A 21,123-nucleotide genomic window follows, 5' to 3' on the forward strand; every position below is an offset into this window, starting at 1 on the left:
GACGACGCCTCAGCGGGCACCGGCCGGCTCCGTCCGTACCGCGCTGCCGCGCCTGCGGCCCGTGCGCTTGGCGATGGGACCGTACGCTCCGCCGACCAGCACCAGCACCGCACCCGCCACGATCGCACCGACGATCAACCGCAGCGGTCCGGGCGACGAGATCGGGCCGAGCGCCTGGAAGCCGGTCGGACGGTCCAGCATGCCGTTCATGGGCCACACCACGGCGTCCACACGGGAGTCCACGGCGCTGCGCGGCACCGTGCCATTGAAGGCTTCCGTGAGATGCGCCGAGGAGTCGAGGGAGCCGCTGCGCTCGTCGCCGAGCAGGAACAGCCGGTCCCTGGGGACGGTGATCGTGGGGATGGTCCTGGACTCCGCGGGCTGGCCCTTGGCCAGGTAGGACTCCTGGATCTGCTTGCCGTTGACGGTCAGCTTGCCGTCGGTGCAGCAGGCGACGGTGTCACCGCCGACCGCCACGACCCGCTTGACCAGGGGCATGTCGCCCCAGGTCTTCTGCCGGAAGACGACGACGTCGCCGCGCTTGACGTCGGCGACGTCGATGCGCTGGGCCAGAACCCGGTCACCGGCCGCGATGGTGGGCGTCATGGATTCGGTCGGGACGGTGTAGGGCTTGTAGACGATCGCGCCCCAGACGAACCCGCCGAGGAAGAGCACACAGCCGAGAGCCACGGCCAGCCCCGACAGCGTGCTGCCGAGCCGTCCGCGGCCCTCATCCGTACGACCAGTCCTGCTCATCCCAGTGCTCCCCAGGTCGGAGATCGATCTCGGGGCCCACGGCCGGGCCCCGGAAGATCGGCGATCTGGGACGGCACCCTACCCGGCGGTACCGCTGCCAGAAACCCTCGCGTTTCCGACGGTAAGGCGGGCGGCGAGACGGCGCCGACGCCACAGCACCAGCGGCATCGCGCCCGTCAGGCCGAGTGCCCCGGGGGCCGTCACGCTCAGACCTTGGTCGAAGGTGTCCGGGACCGGCAGCGTGTCCCAGCGGGTGGGGGGCCAGGCGATCACGATGGCACGGCCCACGACGTTGCCCACCGGCACGAAGCCCTGGTCCTTGTCCTGCTGGTGGTAGCGCGAGTCCAGCGAGTTCTGCCGGTGGTCGCCCATGACCCAGATTTTGCCCGGCGGGACCGTGACCTTGAACTGGCCGCCCTGGTCGTCCACGCTGCACGGGGTGTTGCCCGGGTACACGTACGGCTCGATGAGTGCCCTGCCGTTGACCTTCAGCGGGCCGGTGCCCTTGCACTCGATGGTGTCGCCGCCGACGCCGATGACCCTCTTGATGAGGTCCTTCTCCTCGGCGGAGGGCATCAGGCCGATCCAGCTCAGGGCCGTCTGCAGGGCGTTCGGGTTGGCGGTGGGTTCGCCCGCGAGCCAGTTGTCCGGATCGTGGAAGACGACGACCTCGCCGCGATTGGGCTGGGAGCCGAACCACGGCGTGAGCTTGTCGACGAGGACACGGTCACCCTGCTGGAGGGTGTTCTGCATCGAGTCCGAGGGGATGGAGAACGCCTGCACCAGGAACGTCTTGATCAGTAGCGCGAGCACCAGCGCGATACCGATGAGGAGCGGGAGTTCCTTCCAGAAGGAGCGCTGCTTCTTCGGCCCGGGGGGCTGTCCGTCACTCTCTGGCGCGCCGCCGTCCGGGGAGTCGCTCCCGGAGCGGAAGTGGTCCTGCGCGGCCGGGGCAGCCGTCTCGTCGGGTCGCTGCGGCCTCTCTTCGGGGCCCTCGTGTCCGGACCGTGCGCCGACCGCCAAATCCCCCACATCCACTCCTCACTCCGTATCGCCGCCGGCGCCCCTGTCGACGCAGGCCCATCACTCCCATAACGAGCGGGAGTTCCGCAGGGCTCGGGAGAGGGATCAATCCGTATCGATCCGCGGAGGCCACCCTATGCGACGGACCGAGCGCGGTGTTCGACCCACTCGGCACCGACGCGTATGTGTTTGGCTCCTGCAGGTGCGTCCAGTGCCCGACGGGCCAGGCGATGACCATGGCTCGGCCCACGACGGATTTCTCGGAGACGGTACCGCCGAACTCCTCGGTGCGGTGGTAGCGGGAATCGGCCGAGTTGGCGCGATGGTCGCCCATCACCCACAGACGGCCCGGGGGCACGGTCACCGAGAACGCGAAGTCCGAAGGTTTGTTCCCGGGGTGAATGTACGGCTCACTCAGCGGCATCCCGTTGACGGTGACGCGCCCCTGCGTGTCACAGCACTTGACGGTGTCTCCGCCGACCGCGATGACCCGCTTGATGAGGTCCTTGTCGTTGTCGGAGGGCAGCAGGCCGATCCAGGTCAGCCCCTCCTTGATCTGCTTGACGACAACGGGGTCGTTCTTCTTGGTCGTCTTCTCGCCCGCGAGCCAGTCTCCGGGGTCCTGGAAGACGACCACGTCGCCACGGTGCGGCTCGGAGCCGAACCACGGCGACAGCTTGTCGACGAGGACACGGTCACCGACCTGGATCGTGTTCTCCATCGACCCCGACGGGATCACGAACGCCTGCACCAGGAAGGTCTTGAGGACCAGCGCTATGAGGACGGCGACGCCGACGAGAAGCGGTATCTCCTTGACCGCCGAGCGCCTCCTCTTGCGCTTGACCTTGCGCTGGAGCTTGCGCCGCTCGGCGCGGCTGCGCCCGGTGGGGGCACCGGTCGCAGCGCGCCGCGAGCCGGTCGGAAGGAGGTTCTGCGTACCGGTGCCGATCGCCGCACTGCGCGGTTTGCCACGGTTACCCATGGGCACCGCCCGTTGCGATCGGCCCGTTCGCCTCCGGGGCGCTGCAGCCGGTGCCGAGGGCTCGACCGTGATCAGCCCTTCGGGCCTCCGCGCTCCCCCCGCTCTCGACCTCGCTCGAGCAGGGAGGTGCTCCCATGACCTCTCGGTACCGGCGCGCCCCTTCGGCGGCAGACATGCGCGCGTAGGCGCCGGGACGGGTGAGGTGACTCCAGTGCGCGGAGGGCCAGATCACCCAGTCGGCCCTGCCGATCACGGCACCGACGGGGATCATTCCGCCGCCCGGCGAGCCCAGGTGGTCGCGGGAGTCGCGGGAGTCACTGCGGTGGTCGCCGAGCACGAACAGCGTGCCGGCGGGCACGACGACGTCGAAGGGGACATCGGACGGGCTGTTCCCGGGGTACAGAAACGACGACTCGTCGACCGACCGGCCGTTCACCTCGAGCCTCCCCTTCTTGTCGCAGCAGACCACGTGGTCTCCCCCGACACCTACTACCCGCTTGACGTAGTCGGCGTTCCCGAAATATCCGGTGCCGTCGAAGACGACGACATCTCCCCGCTGCGGCATCGATCCGAAACGGTACGCCAACTTATTTACGAGCACGCGGTCCCCAACCCTCAATCCTCGCTCCATGGAACTGCTCGGAATATCGAACGGCTGCGCCACAAACGTGCCGAGTGCGAGGAGGAAAAGCAGACAGACCAACACGGTCAGGGTGATCCGGCCGCCCGGCAGCCGGTCGGCGGCCCGGGACACCAACGCAAAACGCGACCGTCCCTCCTGCCCGTGTACGTCCGAGGTGCCCTCGGAGTCGACGGGTTGGGAGGAGCGGTCGCGCTCCAGGTGCTGTGCTTCGGTGTCCATCGGGGCCAGATGCTATCCGGCCCCCCTGTGGACCCCTTGCGCGCGAACTCAGTTCTCGCGCTTCTCCTTGATCTTCGCCGCCTTGCCGCGCAGGTCACGCAGGTAGTACAGCTTGGCGCGGCGCACGTCACCGCGGGTGACGAGCTCGATCTTCTCCACGATCGGGGTGTGCACCGGGAAGGTGCGCTCGACGCCGACGGAGAAGGAGACCTTGCGGACCGTGAAGGTCTCGCGCACGCCGGAGCCCTGGCGGCGGATCACCACGCCCTTGAACTGCTGCACACGGGAGCGGTTGCCCTCGATGACGCGGACGTGGACGTTGACGGTGTCGCCCGGGCGGAAGGCCGGGATGTCGCTGCGCAGCGACGCGGCGTCGACGGTGTCGAGCAGGTGAGACATTTCGTCTGCTTTCTTCGCCGATGCCACAGGTCATCGACGGGAGGTAGTTTTTCAGTAAGAAGCGCTGTCCCCGTCGGGGCGGGCGTCGTGTCCCCCTGTGGCAGGGGCGCACGCCGGACTGCGGACAACAGCGGTCTATTCTTCCATGCCCCGTGGCCTGCGCCAAAATCGGCCGTACGGCTTGCCCTCCGGGTCCGGTGCCCAGCCCAGGATGGAGAGCATCTCGCGGTCCTTCTTGTCGAAGGCGGAGGGGTCGCAACCCTCTATCAGATCGGGCCGGTTGACCGTCGTGCGCTTCAGGGCCTCGTCCCGGCGCCAGCGGGCGATCCTGCCGTGGTGGCCGCTGAGCAGCACCTCCGGGATGCCCCGGCCGCGCCAGGCCGGCGGCTTGGTGTAGACGGGTCCCTCCAGGAGGCTCGCCATCGCGCCGGGGGCGAAGGAGTCGTCCCGGTGGGACTCGGCGTTCCCGAGCACACCGGGGAGCAGCCTGGCCACCGCCTCGGTGATCACGAGGACGGCTGCCTCGCCGCCGGCCAGGACGTAGTCGCCGATGGACACCTCGTACACGGGCATCCGGGTCGCGTACTCGTCGATGACGCGGCGGTCGATGCCCTCGTAGCGGGCGGGCGTGAAGACCAGCCACGGGCGCTCGGAGAGCTCCACTGCGAGTTCCTGGGTGAAGGGGCGGCCACTGGGCGTGGGGACGATGAGGGCGGGCGCCGAGGCACCGGTCTCGTACCCGTCGGCCAGGACGTCGTCCAGTGCCTCGCCCCAGGGGCCGGTCTTCATGACCATGCCGGGTCCGCCGCCGTACGGGGTGTCGTCGACGGTGTTGTGGCGGTCGTGCGTCCAGGACCGCAGGTCGTGCACGTGCACGTTCAGCTGTCCCCGGGCCCGTGCCTTGCCGACGAGGGAGACGTTCAGCGGTTCCAGGTACTCGGGGAAGATCGTGACGACGTCGAGCCGCATCTAGGCCTCGTCCCGCGAGGATGCGATCTCGGCCCGGTCGTCGATCAGTCCCGGCGGCGGGTCGATGACCGCCCGCTGCTCCTCCAGGTCGATCTCGGTGACGATCTCCTCGACGAAGGGTACGAGCACCTCGGTGCCGTCGGGGCGCTCGACGATGAAGAGGTCCTGGGACGGCAGATGGGAGATCTCCGTGATCCGGCCGATCTCCGTGCCGTCCCGGGTCACGACGTCGAGGTCGATGAGCTGGTGGTCGTAGTACTCGTCCTCGCCCTCGGGCAGCTCGTCCGGGTCGATCTCGGCGATCAGCAAGGTGTTGCGCAGCGCCTCGGCGGCGTTGCGGTCGGCGACGCCCTCGAAACGCAGAAGCAGCCGGCCGCTGTGCACGCGGCCCGTCTCGATGGTGAGCGGCCCCGCGGAGGCGGGATCCGTGAACAGTACGGCGCCGGGCGCGAGCCTAAGTTCCGGCTCGTCGGTGCGCACCTCGACGGTGACCTCGCCCTTGATTCCGTGGGCGCGGCCGATCCGTGCCACTACCAACTGCACTTCTGTGGATCTCCTGTCTCAACGACCACGGGCCGGGGACGGCCCAGTGGCCCTCCCCGGCCCGAGCCGGTGCTGCATTGCGTTCAGCGGACGTGGTCCACGTCGACGAGGTCGACGCGGACACCACGGCCGCCGATGGCGCCCACGACGGTGCGCAGAGCGCGTGCGGTGCGGCCGTTGCGGCCGATCACCTTGCCGAGGTCGTCGGGGTGGACCCGGACCTCGAGCACCCGCCCGCGGCGCAGGTTGCGCGAGGCCACCTGCACATCGTCAGGGTTGTCGACGATGCCCTTCACGAGGTGCTCGAGAGCCTCCTCGAGCATCCTCAGGCCTCGGTCGCAGAGGACTCGGCAGCGGCCTCGTCCTTCTTCTCAGCCTTCTTCTTCTGGGTGATCGCCTCACCCTTGCCCTCGTCGTCGCCGCCGAGGGCCTCGAACGACGGACGCGTGGCCTTGGGCTCGGCCACCAGCAGCGGCGCCGGGGCGGGCTCGCCCTTGAACTTCTGCCAGTCGCCGGTCTTCTTCAGGATGGCGAGCACGGGCTCGGTCGGCTGGGCGCCGACGGAGAGCCAGTACGCCACGCGCTCGGCGTTGACCTCCATGACCGACGGGTTGTACGTCGGGTGGTACTTGCCGATCTCCTCGATCGCCCGGCCGTCACGGCGGGTGCGGGAGTCTGCGACGACGATGCGGTAGTGAGGCGAACGGATCTTGCCCAGACGCTTCAGCTTGATCTTGACTGCCACGGGAGTGGATTCTCCTGGATTTGACGTGGTTGGGCACGGCGGGACGGCCGCGTGGGGTTGCGGTACCCGAGTGCCCGACGGACGCGTCAGCCGGAGGAGAGAGGGGTCCTGTGCGGCTGTCGAGTACAGCTAGCCATTGTGCCACACCCTGCGGGCCGCCTCGGGCCGAGGGTACGTCCGGGCACGCCTGAGAGGCACCCGGCGCCGGGTCCCCCGGAGGCGTTGTCACGCCTTCCCGACGCTCAGTGGGTGCCTGTCGTGCCGTGAGCCACGGCCACGCCGAGTACGGCTGCCACGAGCAGCCGTCGCTCAGCTTGCCGCCGCCCCGACCGGTTCCGGGATGCGGAACGGTTTGCCGCAGCCGCCGCACATGATCGGGGCCTGGGCCAGGACCGACGGGACGACGCGGACGTTGCGGCCGCAGTCGCAGACCGCCTTGACGCGCACACCGCCCCCGGAGGAGCCGTGGCGGGCGGCCGGGCCGCGGAACGTACGCGCCGTGTCCGCGGCCGTGGCCGCCGTGTGCGCCTTCAGCGCGCGCTGGAGCCGCTCCATCGTCGGGCGGTAGCGCCGTTTCGCCTCGGGGTTGAGCGTGACCAGCGAGAAGCCGCTGCTCGGGTGCGGCTCCTCGGGGTGGTCCAGGCCCAGTTCCTCGGCGATCGAGAGGAATCTGCGGTTGTGATAGCGGCCGGCACGGGAGGTGTCGCGTACGCCGCGGGCGGCGGCGATGCCATGGACTGCCTCATGGAGCAGTCGCTCGAAGGAGAGTTCGTGTCCGCAGGCGGACGACGACTCGCCGATCAGGGATTCGGGCGCGGCAAGATCTGGCAGCTCGGGGTGGTGCCGTTGAATGTCGGCCCACGCCTGCGCCAGCTCTGCGGCGAGAACAGGTGGTGTCGTGCTCACGTAATGACAACGAGCCTGAGGGCTCCTGTGTTCCTATTCCGGGCCATCCCAAATAATTTGCACGTACCCGTCAGTTGCCGCTGATGCGTCCTGACGAGGGCGCGTGCGCCGATCTGCGGAGAAGCTTCACAGCTCATACCAAGGTGGTGCGTAGCGACGCGTACGCCCCGGGGCGTAGAGAGAGTCCGCGCGCCGGGGCGTGCGTGGCCCACCGATACGCAAGAGATGTTTCGGTCGCGCTCGGCCGCTCTCCTCGTATCTCAATAAGCGCGCGCGACGACCGCGACGTTACCCGGTGTGTCGTCGGCGTCGGGGACCGACCCGTCCTCGGCGACCAGACACCGTACGGTCACCGCATGCTCGGCCAGCTTGGCCTCCCCGTCCTCACCGAGCACCGCCCATGGGATACGGGCCCAGCCGCCCGCGGCGGCCGCCTCGACTGCCTCCTCGACCGTGGCCACGTCCGCCGTACGGGACGCACGGCGCTCCCGCGACTGCTCGAGCAGCAGCGCCTGGTCCTCCTCGAGGATCCCGGGCAGCGCGCCGACCAGCGATTCGATCGCCACCGGCTCCTTGCCTCCCGGGATGCGGCGGGCCAGCATCGCCGTGCCGTTCTCCAGGTCACGGGGCCCGATCTCGATGCGCACGGGCACGCCCTTGAGCTCCCAGTCGACGGCGCGCCGGCCGAAGGGGGTGTCGGTGCGGTCGTCCACCTGGACGCGGATCCCGGCCGCCTTGAGCCGGTCGCCGACTTCGCGGACCTTGGCCAGAACCGCGTCATCGCCCTTGATCGCGAGGACGACGGCCTGGACCGGGGCGAGGTGCGGTGGCACCCGCAACCCGTCGTCGTCGCCATGGGACATGATCAGGCCACCCACCATGCGCGTGGACGAGCCCCAGGACGTCTGCCAGACGAACTCCTGCCTGCCCTCCTTCGACAGGTACTGCGTGTGGAACGCCTTGGCGAAGTTCTGGCCGAGTTCGTGGCTGGTGCCCATCTGGAGTGCCTTGCCATCGCCCATCATCCCTTCGAGGGTGAGGGTGTTGACGGCTCCGGCGAAACGCTCGCTCGCCGTCTTGCGGCCGAGCACGACGTCGATGCCGAGGACGTTGACCATGAAGTCGGCGTACACCTCCTGGTGGATGTACGCGGCGTAGTCCCGGGCGTCCTCGTATGTGGCGTGGGCGGTGTGGCCCTCCTGCCACAGGAACTCGGTCGTGCGCAGGAACACACGCGGACGCATCTCCCAACGCACCACGTTGGCCCACTGGTTGATCAGCAGCGGCAGATCGCGGTAGCTCTGCACCCACTTGGAGAAGTAGTCGTTGATGATCGTCTCGGAGGTGGGACGCACGACGACGGGCTCCTCCAGGTCCTTGCCGCCGCCGTGCGTGACGACCGCGAGCTCGGGGGCGAAACCCTCGACGTGCTCGGCCTCCTTCGTCAGATACGACTGCGGGATGAACAGGGGGAAGTAGGCGTTCGAGGCGCCCGCGTCCTTGATGCGCGCGTCCATCTCCTGCTGCATCCGCTCCCACAGCGCATACCCGTACGGCCGGATCACCATGGTGCCGCGCACCGGCCCGTTGTCAGCCAGTTCGGCCTTGTTGATCAGGTCCTGGTACCAGCGCGGGAAGTCGTCCGCCCGGGGCGTGAGAACGGGTGCCTTTGCCATGGCGTGATGGTACGGGGACACCGGTACGCACCGTGAATCCATGGTCACCCAGGGGTGAGGTGCCGGGGCGCACGGACAGCGCACAAGGAGTGCCTCACACCCCCTGGACGCTTCGGCGGGCGCGGAGTTACCTGGCATACGGGGGCTACGCGGAACAGAGCGCACTTCACGGGGGCTACGCAATCGAACACAGCTGCAACTCTCGGCGGATTGGGGCGCTTTCGAATGACACCTACGCTCGCGCGGCAGCACCTCCCGCACGCGGGAGCGGCTCCGCGCGTGGACCGGCGTGCACGGGCGCGTGACTGGGCCGAGATACAGGAGCGGATGCTCGTACCGCTCTACGAGGCCGTCTACGAACGGCTCGACGTGGGCTGCGGGACACGGCTGCTGGGGCTGGGCTGCGGCGCGGGCCTCGCCCTGCTGTTGGCTGCCTCCCGGGGCGCCTCGGTCACCGGTGTCGACTCGGGCAGCCGGGAGCGGCTGGCCCTGGCGCGCGAGCGGCTGCTGCCCGCAACGCCGGGCACGCGCGCGCGTACGGGCCCCCGGATCGTGGACGGCTCCCCGCGGGACGCCGCACCCTCTCGTGGCGAGCCGGCGTACAACCTGCTGACCGCGTTCGAGCCGGTCGGATGCGCGGCCGGCGACACGGCGGTCCTCGCGCGACAGCTCATCGCCGCCACGCCGTTCGCCGAGCGCGGGGCGCTCGCGGTGCTCGCCGCGTGGGGTCCGCCGGAACGGTGCACCACCTCCTCCGTGCTCCGCGTCGCCACCAAGCTGGCCGATCCCGAACAGGGGACCGGCAGTTGGCGCCCGGCGCGGCGCGACGACCTGGAGGAGACCGCACAGCGCTGCGGGCTCCGGCCGGACGGATCGGGGCGGGTCGCCTGCCCCTTCGGGTACGCCGACATGGACAGCGCGCTGCGAGGGATGCTGTCGACGGGGTTGTTCGACGCCGCGATCCGGGCCACGGACCAGGAGCAGGTCGACAAGGAACTGGCGGAGGCGCTGCACCCGCACCGGCGGCCGGACGGCACGGTGTGGATGCCGAACGTGTTCCGCTACCTGATCGCGCGCATCCCCTGAACCATCCGGACCATCGCGTGGACCATGCGGAGCATCGCACGTGACCGGGGGGATCCCCGGACCTCCCGGGGCGCTCAGTCCTCCTTTCGCGGGCGCAGGATGCCCGCGATGCGGTAGGCGTCCGCCTCGTCCAGCGTCTCGTTGGCCAGGAGAGCCTCCGCCAGCGCGTCCAACTGGCCCCTGTGCTCGTCGAGTTTGCGGCACGCCTCCTCGTAGCACCCTTCCACGATCCGGCGCATCTCGCTCTCGACGACGTCCAGCGTGTGCGGGGCCGCCGCCAGGCCGTACGGCTGCTGCGGGTCGTTCGGCAGGGCCGCCAGCCGGCCCACCCGTTCGCTCATGCCCCAGCGGGCGACCATGCCGCGGGCGATGTTGGTGACCTGTTCGAGGTCGCTCTCGGAGCCGGTGGTGATGACGTCGTAGACCACGTGTTCGGCCGCCATCCCGCCCAGCGCGCCGATGATACGGCCGCGCAGATACTCCTCCGTGTACGCGTGCCGCTCGGACTCGGGGGTCGACAGCGTCGCCCCGAGGGCCCGGCCGCGCGGCACGATGGTGATCTTGCGGACCGGGTCGGCGCCGGGCTGCAGCATGCCCAGCAGAGCGTGCCCGCTCTCGTGGTACGCGGTGCGCCGGCGCTCCTCCTCGGGCATCACGAGCAAGCGCGCGGCGCCAAGCTGCACCTTCTCCAGTGCCTCCAGGAAGTCCGACTGCGTCACCTGCTGCTGTCCCCGCTTGACCGCCAGCAGGGCCGCCTCGTTGGCGAGGTTGGCCAGATCGGCGCCCGTCATGCCCGGAGTCATCCTGGCCACCTGGGCCAGGTCCGCGTCCGGGGCGAGCGGGATGTCGCGCGTGTGGATCCTCAGGATCGCCTCGCGGCCGTTGCGGTCCGGCGGCGAGACGGTGACCAGCCGGTCGAAGCGGCCGGGCCGGGTCAGCGCCGGGTCCAGGACGTCGGCGCGGTTCGTCGCCGCGATGACGATCACGCCCTCCGACCCGGTGAAGCCGTCCATCTCCGTGAGGATCTGGTTCAGCGTCTGCTCGCGCTCGTCATGACCGCCCAGCGACGCCCCGCCGCCGCGCACCCGCCCGATCGTGTCGATCTCGTCGATGAAGATGATCGACGGGGCCATCTTGCGGGCCTCGGCGAACAGTTCCCGGACACGGGAGGCGCCGACACCCACGATCATCTCGATGAACTCGGAGGCGGAGGCGGAGAAGAACGGCACGCCCGCCTCGCCGGCCACCGCACGCGCGAGCAGTGTCTTGCCGGTGCCCGGCGGGCCCGTGAGCAGCACGCCGCGCGGCGCCTTCGCGCCCATCCTGCGGTACGCGTCGGGGTTCTTGAGGAAGTCGACGACATCGGCCAGCTCGCCCTTGACCTCCTCGATGCCGGCCACGTCGTCGAAGCTCGTACGCGGGGTGCCCGGCTGCAGTTCGACCGGCTTGGGCGGCGCCCTGCGGCCGAACAGCCCGCCCGCGCCCAGACCCGCACTCACCCGCCGTGAGATGAAGATCCACAGCGCCACCAGGATCAGTATCGGCGCCAGCGAGAGCAACAGGTTCGACAGCAAGCTGCGTTCCTGGACGACCGGTTGCGCGGTGACCGTGACGTGGTGCCTGGTCAGGTTCTGCCAGAGCTTGTCGTCCGCGAAGGCCGGGCGCTGGGTCTTGAAACTGGTGTACTTGCCGCCGCCCTCGGGGTTGGGCTGGGGGTTCTTGAGCCGGCCCTGGATGGTGTCGCCCTTGGCGTAGACCGTGGTGACGTTGCCGTCGTTGAGCTGCCTGCTGAACTCCGTGTACGAGATCGTCGGCTCGTTGCCCACGGTGTAGTAGGACAGCCCGAGGTAGGCAAGGAGGAAGACGACCACCGCGGCGACGACCAGGCCCCACCAGCCGCCGGGCGGCCTTCTGCCACCGGGCCACCTGGAGGGCTTCCCGGCCGGGGTGCCCTCGGTGCGCCACGGCTGGTCGGGTGTTTTGCGCTCAGGGGCGGGATTGCCCATATATCGGACGGTACGGCACGAAGCGCACCCCGGCACGCGCTGAGGGCGCCCCTTCGAAGAGGAGCGCCCTCGGCGTCGTACAGGATCTTGCCCGAGCAGCCCTTAAGCGCGTCGCGTCAGATCATGAAGCGCGTCGCAACAACCCAGGAAGCGATTCGCGTCAGCCCATGAACTTCTTGAACTCGTCCGGCAGCTCGAACTCCTGACCGCTCTGCTGCGGCAGTCCGAAGGCGCCGCCGCCCTCGGCCGAGGCGGCGCGGCGCGCGGCGGCCTCCTGCTCCTGCTGCTTGCGCTTCATGGGGTTGCCGGAGCGCTGCTTGCCCTTGGCCTTCTTCGGCTGCTTCTTGCTGCGGCCGGGCCCGCCGCCCATGCCCGGGAGCCCCGGCATGCCGGGCATACCGCCCTGGGCCATGCGGGACATCATCTTGCGGGCGTCGAAGAACCGCTCGACCAGGTTCTTCACCGCGCTGACCTCGACACCGGATCCCTTGGCGATACGGGCGCGCCGGGAGCCGTTGATGATCGTCGGGTCCTGGCGCTCACCCGGGGTCATCGACTTGATGATCGCGGCCGTGCGGTCGACGTCCCGCTCGTCGATGTTGTTGATCTGGTCCTTGATCTGGCCCATCCCCGGGAGCATGCCGAGCAGCTTGGAGATCGACCCCATCTTCCTGACCTGCTCCATCTGGGCCAGGAAGTCGTCGAGGGTGAAGTCCTGGCCCTTCTTGGACGCCAGCTTGGAGGCCATCTTCTCGGCCTCGGCCTGGCTGAAGGTCTTCTCCGCCTGCTCGATCAGGGTGAGCAGGTCACCCATGTCGAGGATGCGGGAGGCCATCCGGTCCGGGTGGAAGGCGTCGAAGTCCTCGAGCTTCTCGCCGTTCGACGCGAACATGATCGGCTTGCCGGTGACGGAGGCGATCGACAGGGCCGCACCACCGCGGGCGTCACCGTCGAGCTTGGAGAGCACCACGCCGTCGAAGCCGACGCCGTCACGGAAGGCCTCCGCCGTGTTGACGGCGTCCTGACCGATCATCGCGTCGACGACGAAGAGGATCTCGTCCGGGCGGACGGCGTCGCGGATGTCCGCGGCCTGCTGCATCATCTCCTGGTCGATGCCGAGGCGGCCGGCGGTGTCCACGATCACGATGTCGTGGACCTTGGTCCTCGCGTGCTCGACGGAGTCCCTGGCGACCTTGACCGGGTCGCCGACGCCATTGCCCGGCTCGGGCGCGAAGACGGCCACACCGGCGCGCTCGGCGACGACGCTCAGCTGGTTGACCGCGTTCGGACGCTGGAGGTCGGCGGCGACCAGGAGAGGGGAGTGGCCCTGCTCCTTGAGCCACTTGGCGAGCTTGCCGCCGAGGGTGGTCTTACCGGCACCCTGCAGACCCGCGAGCATGATCACCGTCGGGGGCTGCTTGGCGAACCGGAGGCGGCGGGTCTCGCCACCGAGGATCGTGACCAGCTCCTCGTTGACGATCTTGAGGACCTGCTGGGCCGGGTTCAGCGCCTTGGAGACCTCGGCACCGAGGGCGCGCTCCTTGATGTTCTTGATGAAGATCCGGACGACCGGCAGGGCCACGTCGGCTTCGAGGAGCGCGACACGGATCTCGCGTGCGGTGGCGTCGATGTCCGCCTCGGAGAGCCTGCCTTTCCCGCGGAGGTTTTTAAAAGTCGCGCTGAGGCGGTCGGAGAGGGTATCGAACACGGCGGCGTCGGTCCTCGGGGTCGGGGTCGTTTCGGGCTGCCCTCCAGGGTATCCGGCCCGGCGAGCAAATCGTCCACGCCCGCTGGACACTGCGTGCGAGGACACATCCCCGCGTCGGCGGGGAGCACGTAGCACGCTCGGCGTGGACGCGGGTCGACTCCGGACGACCCCCGAGGTGACGGGGATCACATCCGGAGAGCACATGGCATCACCACGAGGTCACGCCCGCAGCGCCTCCTCCAGCGTCTGCGCCACTGACGCCGCCTCCTCCCCCGACAAGGGCACGCCTGTGGCCGTGGTCACATAGAAGGCGTCCACGGCGTTGGACCCGAGGGTCGACACATGCGCGCTCCGCATCCGTACGCCCGACTTCTCCAGTGCCCGTCCGATCCGGAACAGCAGCCCCGGCGCGTCCTGGGCCCGTACCTCGATCACCGTGGCGTGCCGCGAGGCCGCCGGGGCGACCGTCACCCGGGGCGGGGGCGCCACCACGCCCCGGCGGCGGGGGTAGGCGGCGTCCCGCTCCGCCAGACGCGCCGCGATGTCCAGGGAGCCGTCCAGGGCCCGTACGAGGTCTGCGCGCAGCCGCGCGGCCTGGGGCAGCGAGCCGTACTCCGCGGCGACCCGCCAGTCGAGCAGCAGGACAGAGCCCTCGTGGACGCCGTCGGGCAGGTCCAGCGCCCGTAGCTCGGCCGTGCGGACGGTGAGGCGGTGCACGGCCAGCACGCCCGCCACCGCGGGCAGCACACCGGGCTGGTCCGGTACGGCGATGAGCAGTTCCACGCCGAGGGGTTCCGGTGCACCGGACGGCTCCTCGGACGGGGGCTCGGTCTGCGCGCGCAGAGCCAGCACCGGGCCGCCCATGCGGAACGCCTCGACGGACAGCCGCTCCTGCTCGGCGGTGGGCGTCGCGGCCTCCGGTTCGGCGGGCTCGTCGCCGGCCAGCAGCGCCGCGACCCGCTTGACCAGATCGGTCACCAGCGCCCCCCGCCAGGAGGACCAGGCCGCGGGCCCGGTGGCCAGCGCGTCCGCCTCGGTCAGTGCGTGCAGGAGCTCCAGGGTGCTCTGCGAGCCGACGGCATCGGCGACCGAGCGCACGGTGGCCGGGTCCTCGAGATCACGCCGGGTCGCCGTCTCGACAAGCAGGAGATGGTGGCGGACGAGGGTGGCGAGGACGGCGACGTCGTCGCGGTCGAAGCCGATACGGGTCGCCACGTCCCGCGCGATGATCTCGCCCGCGACGGAGTGGTCACCGGGCCAGCCCTTGCCGATGTCGTGCAGCAGCGCGGCGACCAGGAGGAGGTCGGGGCGTCCGACACGGCGGGTCAGCTCGGATGCGCGTACGGCCGTCTCGATCAGATGCCGGTCCACGGTCCACAGATGCACGGCGTTGCGCTGCGGGCGGCAGCGCACACGCTCCCAGTCGGGCAGCAGGCGGGTGATCAGCCCCTCGGCCTCGAGCGCCTCCCACACCTCCACGGTCGGGCGCCCGGAGCCCAGCAGGGTCACGAGCTGTTCCCGCGCCTCGGCGGGCCAGGGCGTGGGCAGAGGGTGCACAGCGGTGGCCATGCGCCGTACGGCGTGCAGGGAGAGCGGGAGACCGGCCTGGGCGGCAGCGGCTGCGGCGCGCAGGGGGAGCACAGGGTCGCGCTCAGGGCGCGCGGCGCGCGCGAGCACCACTTCGCCGTCCTGTTCCACCACACCTTCCGCCAGCGGGGACCGCTCCGTGACCGGCTTGCCGCCGCCCAGCATGGCGCGCAGCCGCGGCCGCATCGCGCGCGAGCGCAGCACACGCCCCACCTCGCGCCAGGTGACATCGCTCGCGTACGCGATGAGGCGTGCCGCCTCGTACACCTGGCGCAGCAGCGTGTCGGCGTCCAGCAGCCCGAGTTCGGCGGCGACCTGGTCCTGCTCCTGCAACGCCAGCCGGTCGGTGGCGCGCCCGGTGGTCAGATGCAGCGCGTCCCGTACGTCCAGGAGCCTGCGCCGGGCGTCCGCCAGTCCCTCGCGCGGGGCGTCCGCCAGCCAGGACGCGGCCACCGCCCGCAGGGCCGTGGCGTCGCGCAGACCGCCGCGTGCCTCCTTGAGGTCGGGCTCGAGCAGGTACTGCAGCTCGCCCTGGCGCTCGGCCCGCTCGGCGCACAGCTCCTGCAGCTCGGGGAGGCGTTTGGGCGCCTGGTTGCGCCAGTCGGCCAGCACGGCCGTTCGCAGGCCCGCGGTCAGCCCGAGGTCACCCGCCAGGTGCCGGGCGTCCAGCAGGCCGAGCTGTGCCTTGAGATCCTCGGCGGCGGTCCTGCGGGCCTCCGCGGGGGTGCGCACGGAGTGGTCGAGGGCCAGGCCCAGGTCCCAGACGGGGTACCAGAGGCGGTCGGCGAGGGCGGCGACCGCCTTGCCGTCCCCGCCGTCGTGCAGCAGCACCAGATCGAGGTCGCTGCGCGGGGACAGCTCACCGCGGCCGTACCCGCCGACGGCGACGAGGGAGACACCGTGCAGGCCCTCGGCGCCGGCGGCGAACAGCTCGGCGAGCCAGCCGTCCGTCAGTTCGGCCAGGGCCGCACGGCGCGGCGGCCCGGACTGCGCCCCCTCCGTGAGGAGGCGCAGCCGGGCCGCCGCGTAGCCGCTGGGTCCCGAGCCTTCTGCTTCCGTACGTACGTCCGTACTCGTCACCCAGCGACTCCTGTTCCTCAATGCCTTACAGCGCGTCGGGACCGCGCTCGCCGGTCCGGACCCGGACGGCCGTCTCGACCGGGACGGACCAGACCTTGCCGTCCCCGATCTTGCCGGTGCGGGCCGCCTTCACGATGACCTCGACGAGCTGCTCGGCGTCGTCGTCCTCGGCGAGCACCTCGATACGGATCTTGGGGACGAGGTCGACCGTGTACTCGGCGCCCCGGTAGACCTCGGTGTGCCCCCTCTGCCGACCGTAGCCGCTGGCTTCGGTGACCGTCAGACCGTGCACCCCGAAGGCCTGCAGGGCCTCCTTGATCTCGTCGAGCCGGTGGGGCTTCACGACGGCGGTGATGAGCTTCATGCGTCCACCTTCTTGCTCTGCGTGGCGGCAGGGGCCGGAGCCGCGGCGCTGGACATGACGCCGCCGCCCGCGCCGCTGAAGTCGTACGCCGTCTCGGCGTGCTCGGCCTGGTCGATGCCGGAGACTTCCTCGTCCTCGGTGACCCGCATGCCGATCGTCTTGTCGAGGAGGAAGGCGAGGACCGCGGAGACGATCAGGGAGTAGGCGAGGACCGCGAAGACACCCGCGCACTGAATCCAGAACTGGTGCAGACCGCCGCCGTAGAAGAGGCCCTTGACGTCGGACTGGCCCTTGCCGCTGGCGAAGAGGCCGATCAGCAGGGAGCCGATGACACCGCCGACCATGTGGACGCCGACGACGTCGAGGGAGTCGTCGTAGCCGAACTTGTACTTCAGGCCGACGGCCATGGCGCACAGGACACCTGCGACGGCGCCGACTGCGATCGCGCCCAGCGGGGAGACCGCGCCGCCGGACGGGGTGATCGCGACCAGACCGGCGACCGCGCCGGAGGCGGCGCCCAGCGTGGTGAAGGCGCCGTGGCGGATCTTCTCGTACAGAAGCCAGGCGATCATCGCGGCGGCCGTGGCGACCTGGGTGTTGACGAACATCAGCGGGCCGACGCCGTCGTCGTTGCCGAGCCACGAGCCGGCGTTGAAGCCGAACCAGCCGAACCACAGGAGACCGGCACCGAGCATGACCAGCGGCAGGCTGTGCGGGCGCATCGGGTCCTTCTTGAATCCGACGCGCTTGCCGATGACGAGGATCACACCGAGCGCCGCCGCACCCGCGTTGATGTGGACCGCCGTACCGCCGGCGAAGTCGATCACGCCCAGCTTGAAGGCCCAGCCGCCGGTGCCCCAGACCCAGTGGGCGACCGGGAAGTACACGATCGTGGCCCACAGGGCGAGGAAGAGGGACCAGGCCGTGAACTTCACGCGGTCCGCCAGCGCGCCGCTTATCAGGGCGGGCGTGATGATCGCGAACATCATCTGGAAGACGGCGAAGACGAAGACCGGGATCGTGTATCCGGGCCAGAGGTCCATCTTGCCGATACCGCTGAAGCCGACGTAGCCGGAGGTCCAGCCGATTATCGAGCCCTTGTCGGTGCCGAAGGCCATGGAGAAGCCGTAGAGCACCCACAGGATGGTGACGACGCCCAGGCTGATGAAGCTCATCATCAGCATGTTCAGGGTGCTCTTGACGCGGACCATGCCTCCGTAGAAGAAGGCCAGGCCCGGGGTCATGAGCAGCACCAGGGCGGAACAGATGAGCATGAAGCCTGTGTTGGCGGACGACAACTTGGGTGCGTCTGCCGCAAGCGTGATGGCGGCTGGTGCCATCGGCGTCTCCTCGTCGGTTGTACGGCCCCGTGCGGGCGAAGCCTGTGAGCGGTTCGGGCATGAGGGGTGGGCCGGTTATGCGCCATGAGATTGGCGCAGCGCCGTTTCCGTCGACGCCCCTCGATGTTTCGCCGCAGTGACGAAGACACCGCGCGTGTTACGCATTGATGAACTGCCGGATGCCGGTCACGTCGATCGTTATCGTGACGCAACCATTCAGGAATGGCGCTCCTTCATGCGTCTGAGTCGTTCTCGCGCCCGAATGGTCACCGCTCCAGCGGACCCGGCCGTTACCCGAAGAAAGGTCCTCGGTCAATGGTCGCGGTATGCAGGCCGGCCGCGGCGGCCATCCGATGACCTGGCTGGGGGAGCCGAGTCGGGCAGTTCGGGATGGCGGCCGCGGCCGGGGTCTCAAGGGGCCCTTGGGTTCCGGCGGGCCCGAAAAGAATCAGATCGCCTCTGCGGTCTCGGGCAGGTGGGCGGCGAGATGGTCGGACAATTCGACGACCTCGGCAAGATCACCGAAATCGCGCACCGCCGTGTCCACGGTCTTTCGGATACGAGTGTTGACGCGTTCCGACCGGACCTTTCTGGCGATTTCCATGGCCCGTTTGGCCAGCACGGAGCTCTGCTCGGGCTCGCGCTGGAGAAGGTGCACGGTGGCCATGCCGATGAGGTTGAGTGCGTACGACCGCTGGTGCTCGGTGTCCTCGGCGAAGAGGTCGACGGCCTTCTGCATCACGGGCTCGGCGAGGGAGGCGTAGCTGGGGCTGCGGCCCGCGACATAGGCGAGATCGCGGTACGAGTGGGAGTTCTCGGCGTGCAGCTCGGCCTCGGAGAAGAAGCGGATCCAGTCGGGCTCGGGCTCGTCGAACTCCAGTGCGTCGGCGAAGGTGTCCTCGGCCATCCTGACGGCACGCTTGCACCTGCCGGGCTGGCCCATGCTCGCGTACGCACGGGCCTCCATCGCATACAGCATCGCCTGGGTGCGCGGGCTCGCGCAGTCCCGGCTGCCGTACTGGGCGAGGTGGATGAGCTCCAGGGCGTCGTCGGGCCGGCCCAGGTGGATCATCTGGCGGCTCATGCTGGACAGGACGTACGAGCCGAGCGGCTTGTCGCCCGCCTCCTTGGCGGCGTGCAGGGCGAGGACGAAGTATTTCTGCGCGGTGGGCTGGAGCCCGACGTCGTAGCTCATCCAGCCGGCCAGTTCGGCCAGCTCGGCGGCGACCTTGAACAGACGCCGCGTGGTGGCCTCCGGCTGGGGCTCCTGGAGGAGGTCGGTCACCTCGCGCAGCTGGCCTACGACGGCCTTGCGGCGCAGACCGCCGCCGCACTGGGCGTCCCACTGCCGGAACATCACGATGGTGGTCTCGAGGAGGTCCAGCTCCGGCTTGGAGAGTCGGCCGCGGGCCCGCCCGGACGGCACGGGGTCGGGCTCCTCGCGCGGGGCGGCGGGGCTCGGTACCAGCCAGCGCTGCAGGGGCTCGATCAGGGACGGGCCCGCGGACAGCGCCAGGGAGGTCCCGAGAAAACCGCGCCGCGCCAGCATCAGGTCGCTGCGCGAGAACTCGCTGATCAACGCCACCGTCTGCGGGCCCGTCCAGGGCATGTCGATTCCGGACACGGAGGGTGACTGGTGGGCCGGACGCAGCCCCAGGTCCTCGATGGCGACCACACAGCCGAAACGCTCGGAGAACAGCTCCGACAGGATCCGCGGAATCGGCTCGCGCGGGTTCTCCCCGTCGAGCCAGCGGCGCACCCGCGAGGTGTCCGTGGAGATGTGGTTGGCACCCAACTGGCGGGCTCTGCGGTTGACTTGACGCGCCAGCTCGCCCTTCGACCAGCCGCTTCGCACGAACCAAGAGCCGAGCAGCTCGTTGGGGCGCTTGTCAGCGTTCTCGCCGCTTCCGCCGTTGCCGCCCACTGGAACGCCCCCATCCCTGAAACCACTTGTGCGCTTTGTGCGCCAAGCCCTACCAGCATGCCGGTGGATACCGCCCCGCGTCCGGCAGTTCTCAGCCGTCGGACGGGAACCGACTTGCCTCCGGCATACCCACGAGTGCGTGCGTCCCCAGGACTCGTGCACTCAAAGTAATCCTACGATCACGCGTCCAGCCATGGTGATTCCAGAATCGCCACCATTCGCCACCCCTTCGAATGAACTCACGGTGGCCCAGGCGCGATTCACTTGACACATGACGGCCGGAAGCAGGTGGAGCGGTGCAGTGACCGGCGCGCACCGCCGAACTCACCACCCCGGGTAACAACCGGGCGCCGCCCCCGGCCCCGCGATGACGGCCTACGCGGCGAGAATGCGGGAACTCAGCGTCACATTCCGACTTCGTCGCGTAACCATCGGCGCACCGGACCCGTTGGAGGGGGTATGGACTTCACGATCGGCGGCACGCGGGGTCTCCGCGAAATCAGGCCCGGCGCGCGGCGCCGGGGCCGCTCGTCGGAGTGCACCGCCGTGGCCGAGTACACCGGCCTGTGGGGCTGGGACGTGGTCCCCGGCGCCCGGGCGGTCGCAGGGGCTTGCTCCTGCGGCAGGACGGACTGCGAGGCACCCGGCGCGCATCCGCTGGACTTCACGCCCGTCGTGCGCGCGGGTGCCACGCTGGACCAGGCGACCGAGGCATGGGCCGAGGTTCCCGGCGCCTCGGTGATGCTGCCGGTCGGCGGCGCGTTCGATGTGATCGAGGTCGCCGAGGCGGCGGGACGGCGTGCGCTGGTGCGGCTGGAGCGCATGGGCCTCCCGCTCGGGCCGGTGACGGCGACCCCGGACGGCCGCGCCCACTTCTTCGTCGCCCCGGGCTCCGCTGCCGAGCTCCCCACGCTGCTGTACCGGATGGGGTGGGACGACGCGGACCTCGACCTGCACGCGCTCGGCCCGGGCACGTACCTCACGGCCCCGCCTTCCGACCGCGGCGGCCTCGGCCCGGCCCGCTGGCTCCGCGCCCCCGCGCTCGACTCGGCGACGAGCCCCCCGGCCGCACGCCTGCTGATCGGCACCCTGGCGTACGCGGCGCATCGCTCACGGGCCTGAAAGCGCGGCCCGACGGGGCGCCCGGCCCTTCGGGCGCCCCGTCGG

Annotated in this window: 17 protein-coding genes and 2 pseudogenes; 2 read left to right on the forward strand and 17 right to left on the reverse strand. The window is 70.1% G+C overall.

From position 1 onward, the window contains the following. Positions 1-9: 9 nt before the first annotated feature. The 11 genes and pseudogenes from lepB (AAW14_RS18220) to proS form a co-directional block, all read right to left on the reverse strand. Positions 10-756, reverse strand: coding sequence for a signal peptidase I (gene lepB / locus AAW14_RS18220; protein WP_265564921.1), 747 nt, complete (start codon positions 754-756; stop codon positions 10-12). Positions 757-834: 78 nt separating this feature from the next. Further along, positions 835-1,788, reverse strand: coding sequence for a signal peptidase I (gene lepB / locus AAW14_RS18225; RefSeq protein WP_265564922.1), 954 nt, complete (start codon positions 1,786-1,788; stop codon positions 835-837). Next, positions 1,676-2,761: pseudogene (lepB, locus tag AAW14_RS18230) on the reverse strand (signal peptidase I); the annotation flags it as partial. The pseudogene lepB (AAW14_RS18230) and the gene lepB (AAW14_RS18225), both read right to left, overlap by 113 nt. A gap of 154 nt (positions 2,762-2,915) precedes the next feature. Next, a pseudogene (lepB, locus tag AAW14_RS18235) lies at positions 2,916-3,623 on the reverse strand (signal peptidase I); the annotation flags it as partial. A gap of 48 nt (positions 3,624-3,671) precedes the next feature. After that, a complete protein-coding gene (rplS, locus tag AAW14_RS18240; RefSeq protein WP_200422620.1) occupies positions 3,672-4,022 on the reverse strand; it encodes a 50S ribosomal protein L19 in 351 nt (116 codons plus the stop codon). A gap of 135 nt (positions 4,023-4,157) precedes the next feature. Beyond that, on the reverse strand, positions 4,158-4,991 hold the full coding sequence (trmD, locus tag AAW14_RS18245) for a tRNA (guanosine(37)-N1)-methyltransferase TrmD (protein ID WP_265564924.1): 834 nt from the start codon (positions 4,989-4,991) through the stop codon (positions 4,158-4,160). After that, positions 4,992-5,534 (reverse strand): ribosome maturation factor RimM, encoded by a 543-nt coding sequence (gene rimM / locus AAW14_RS18250; RefSeq protein ID WP_265564925.1) that lies wholly within the window; start codon positions 5,532-5,534, stop codon positions 4,992-4,994. An 83-nt stretch (positions 5,535-5,617) separates the two neighbouring features. Continuing rightward, complete coding sequence (locus tag AAW14_RS18255) at positions 5,618-5,857, reverse strand: RNA-binding protein (RefSeq protein ID WP_003973401.1); 240 nt, start codon at positions 5,855-5,857, stop codon at positions 5,618-5,620. Between the two features lie 2 nt (positions 5,858-5,859). Then, positions 5,860-6,279 (reverse strand): 30S ribosomal protein S16, encoded by a 420-nt coding sequence (gene rpsP, locus AAW14_RS18260; RefSeq protein ID WP_265564926.1) that lies wholly within the window; start codon positions 6,277-6,279, stop codon positions 5,860-5,862. Positions 6,280-6,588: 309 nt separating this feature from the next. Then, positions 6,589-7,185: a hypothetical protein gene (locus tag AAW14_RS18265; protein WP_265564927.1), complete on the reverse strand. Its 597-nt coding sequence runs from the start codon at positions 7,183-7,185 to the stop codon at positions 6,589-6,591. Between the two features lie 260 nt (positions 7,186-7,445). Next, on the reverse strand, positions 7,446-8,861 hold the full coding sequence (proS, locus tag AAW14_RS18270; protein WP_265564928.1) for a proline--tRNA ligase: 1,416 nt from the start codon (positions 8,859-8,861) through the stop codon (positions 7,446-7,448). 225 nt (positions 8,862-9,086) lie between these two features. Here proS and AAW14_RS18275 point away from each other — a divergent pair, with 225 nt between their 5' ends. Further along, positions 9,087-9,947 carry an SAM-dependent methyltransferase gene (locus tag AAW14_RS18275; protein WP_265564929.1) on the forward strand — a complete coding sequence of 287 codons (861 nt, stop codon included), beginning with the start codon at positions 9,087-9,089 and terminating at the stop codon, positions 9,945-9,947. Between the two features lie 74 nt (positions 9,948-10,021). Here the strand turns inward: AAW14_RS18275 and ftsH are convergent, their stop codons facing one another. From ftsH to AAW14_RS18305, 6 genes are all read right to left on the reverse strand, one after another. Further along, complete coding sequence (ftsH, locus tag AAW14_RS18280) at positions 10,022-11,953, reverse strand: ATP-dependent zinc metalloprotease FtsH (protein WP_265564930.1); 1,932 nt, start codon at positions 11,951-11,953, stop codon at positions 10,022-10,024. Positions 11,954-12,113: 160 nt separating this feature from the next. Continuing rightward, entirely contained in the window at positions 12,114-13,661 is a 1,548-nt protein-coding gene (ffh, locus tag AAW14_RS18285) for a signal recognition particle protein (RefSeq protein WP_265564931.1), read from the reverse strand. A 219-nt stretch (positions 13,662-13,880) separates the two neighbouring features. Next, entirely contained in the window at positions 13,881-16,328 is a 2,448-nt protein-coding gene (locus AAW14_RS18290; RefSeq protein WP_265564932.1) for a [protein-PII] uridylyltransferase, read from the reverse strand. Between the two features lie 25 nt (positions 16,329-16,353). Continuing rightward, positions 16,354-16,692 (reverse strand): P-II family nitrogen regulator, encoded by a 339-nt coding sequence (locus AAW14_RS18295; RefSeq protein ID WP_031167312.1) that lies wholly within the window; start codon positions 16,690-16,692, stop codon positions 16,354-16,356. Then, a complete protein-coding gene (locus AAW14_RS18300; RefSeq protein WP_265564933.1) occupies positions 16,689-18,032 on the reverse strand; it encodes an ammonium transporter in 1,344 nt (447 codons plus the stop codon). Before AAW14_RS18300 ends, AAW14_RS18295 begins: the two co-directional genes overlap by 4 nt. Positions 18,033-18,480: 448 nt before the next feature. Beyond that, positions 18,481-19,956: a hypothetical protein gene (locus tag AAW14_RS18305; protein ID WP_265564934.1), complete on the reverse strand. Its 1,476-nt coding sequence runs from the start codon at positions 19,954-19,956 to the stop codon at positions 18,481-18,483. A 459-nt stretch (positions 19,957-20,415) separates the two neighbouring features. Here AAW14_RS18305 and AAW14_RS18310 point away from each other — a divergent pair, with 459 nt between their 5' ends. Further along, positions 20,416-21,078, forward strand: coding sequence for a bifunctional DNA primase/polymerase (locus AAW14_RS18310; protein WP_265564935.1), 663 nt, complete (start codon positions 20,416-20,418; stop codon positions 21,076-21,078). Positions 21,079-21,123 lie beyond the last annotated feature (45 nt).

The sequence above is a fragment of the Streptomyces hygroscopicus genome (genome assembly GCF_026168105.1).
In the GTDB taxonomy this organism is placed as follows: domain Bacteria; phylum Actinomycetota; class Actinomycetes; order Streptomycetales; family Streptomycetaceae; genus Streptomyces; species Streptomyces hygroscopicus_D.

What these genes read in the sequence shown, in the direction of transcription:
- AAW14_RS18255 (WP_003973401.1), bottom strand. Translation starts at nt 5,857, where the DNA reads ATGCTCGAGGAGGCTCTCGAGCACCTCGTGAAGGGCATCGTCGACAAC.
- AAW14_RS18300 (WP_265564933.1), bottom strand. Translation starts at nt 18,032, where the DNA reads ATGGCACCAGCCGCCATCACGCTTGCGGCAGACGCACCCAAGTTGTCG.
- AAW14_RS18275 (WP_265564929.1), top strand. Translation starts at nt 9,087, where the DNA reads ATGACACCTACGCTCGCGCGGCAGCACCTCCCGCACGCGGGAGCGGCT.
- lepB (WP_265564921.1), bottom strand. Translation starts at nt 756, where the DNA reads ATGAGCAGGACTGGTCGTACGGATGAGGGCCGCGGACGGCTCGGCAGC.
- AAW14_RS18310 (WP_265564935.1), top strand. Translation starts at nt 20,416, where the DNA reads ATGGACTTCACGATCGGCGGCACGCGGGGTCTCCGCGAAATCAGGCCC.
- AAW14_RS18295 (WP_031167312.1), bottom strand. Translation starts at nt 16,692, where the DNA reads ATGAAGCTCATCACCGCCGTCGTGAAGCCCCACCGGCTCGACGAGATC.
- rplS (WP_200422620.1), bottom strand. Translation starts at nt 4,022, where the DNA reads ATGTCTCACCTGCTCGACACCGTCGACGCCGCGTCGCTGCGCAGCGAC.
- trmD (WP_265564924.1), bottom strand. Translation starts at nt 4,991, where the DNA reads ATGCGGCTCGACGTCGTCACGATCTTCCCCGAGTACCTGGAACCGCTG.
- proS (WP_265564928.1), bottom strand. Translation starts at nt 8,861, where the DNA reads ATGGCAAAGGCACCCGTTCTCACGCCCCGGGCGGACGACTTCCCGCGC.
- ftsH (WP_265564930.1), bottom strand. Translation starts at nt 11,953, where the DNA reads ATGGGCAATCCCGCCCCTGAGCGCAAAACACCCGACCAGCCGTGGCGC.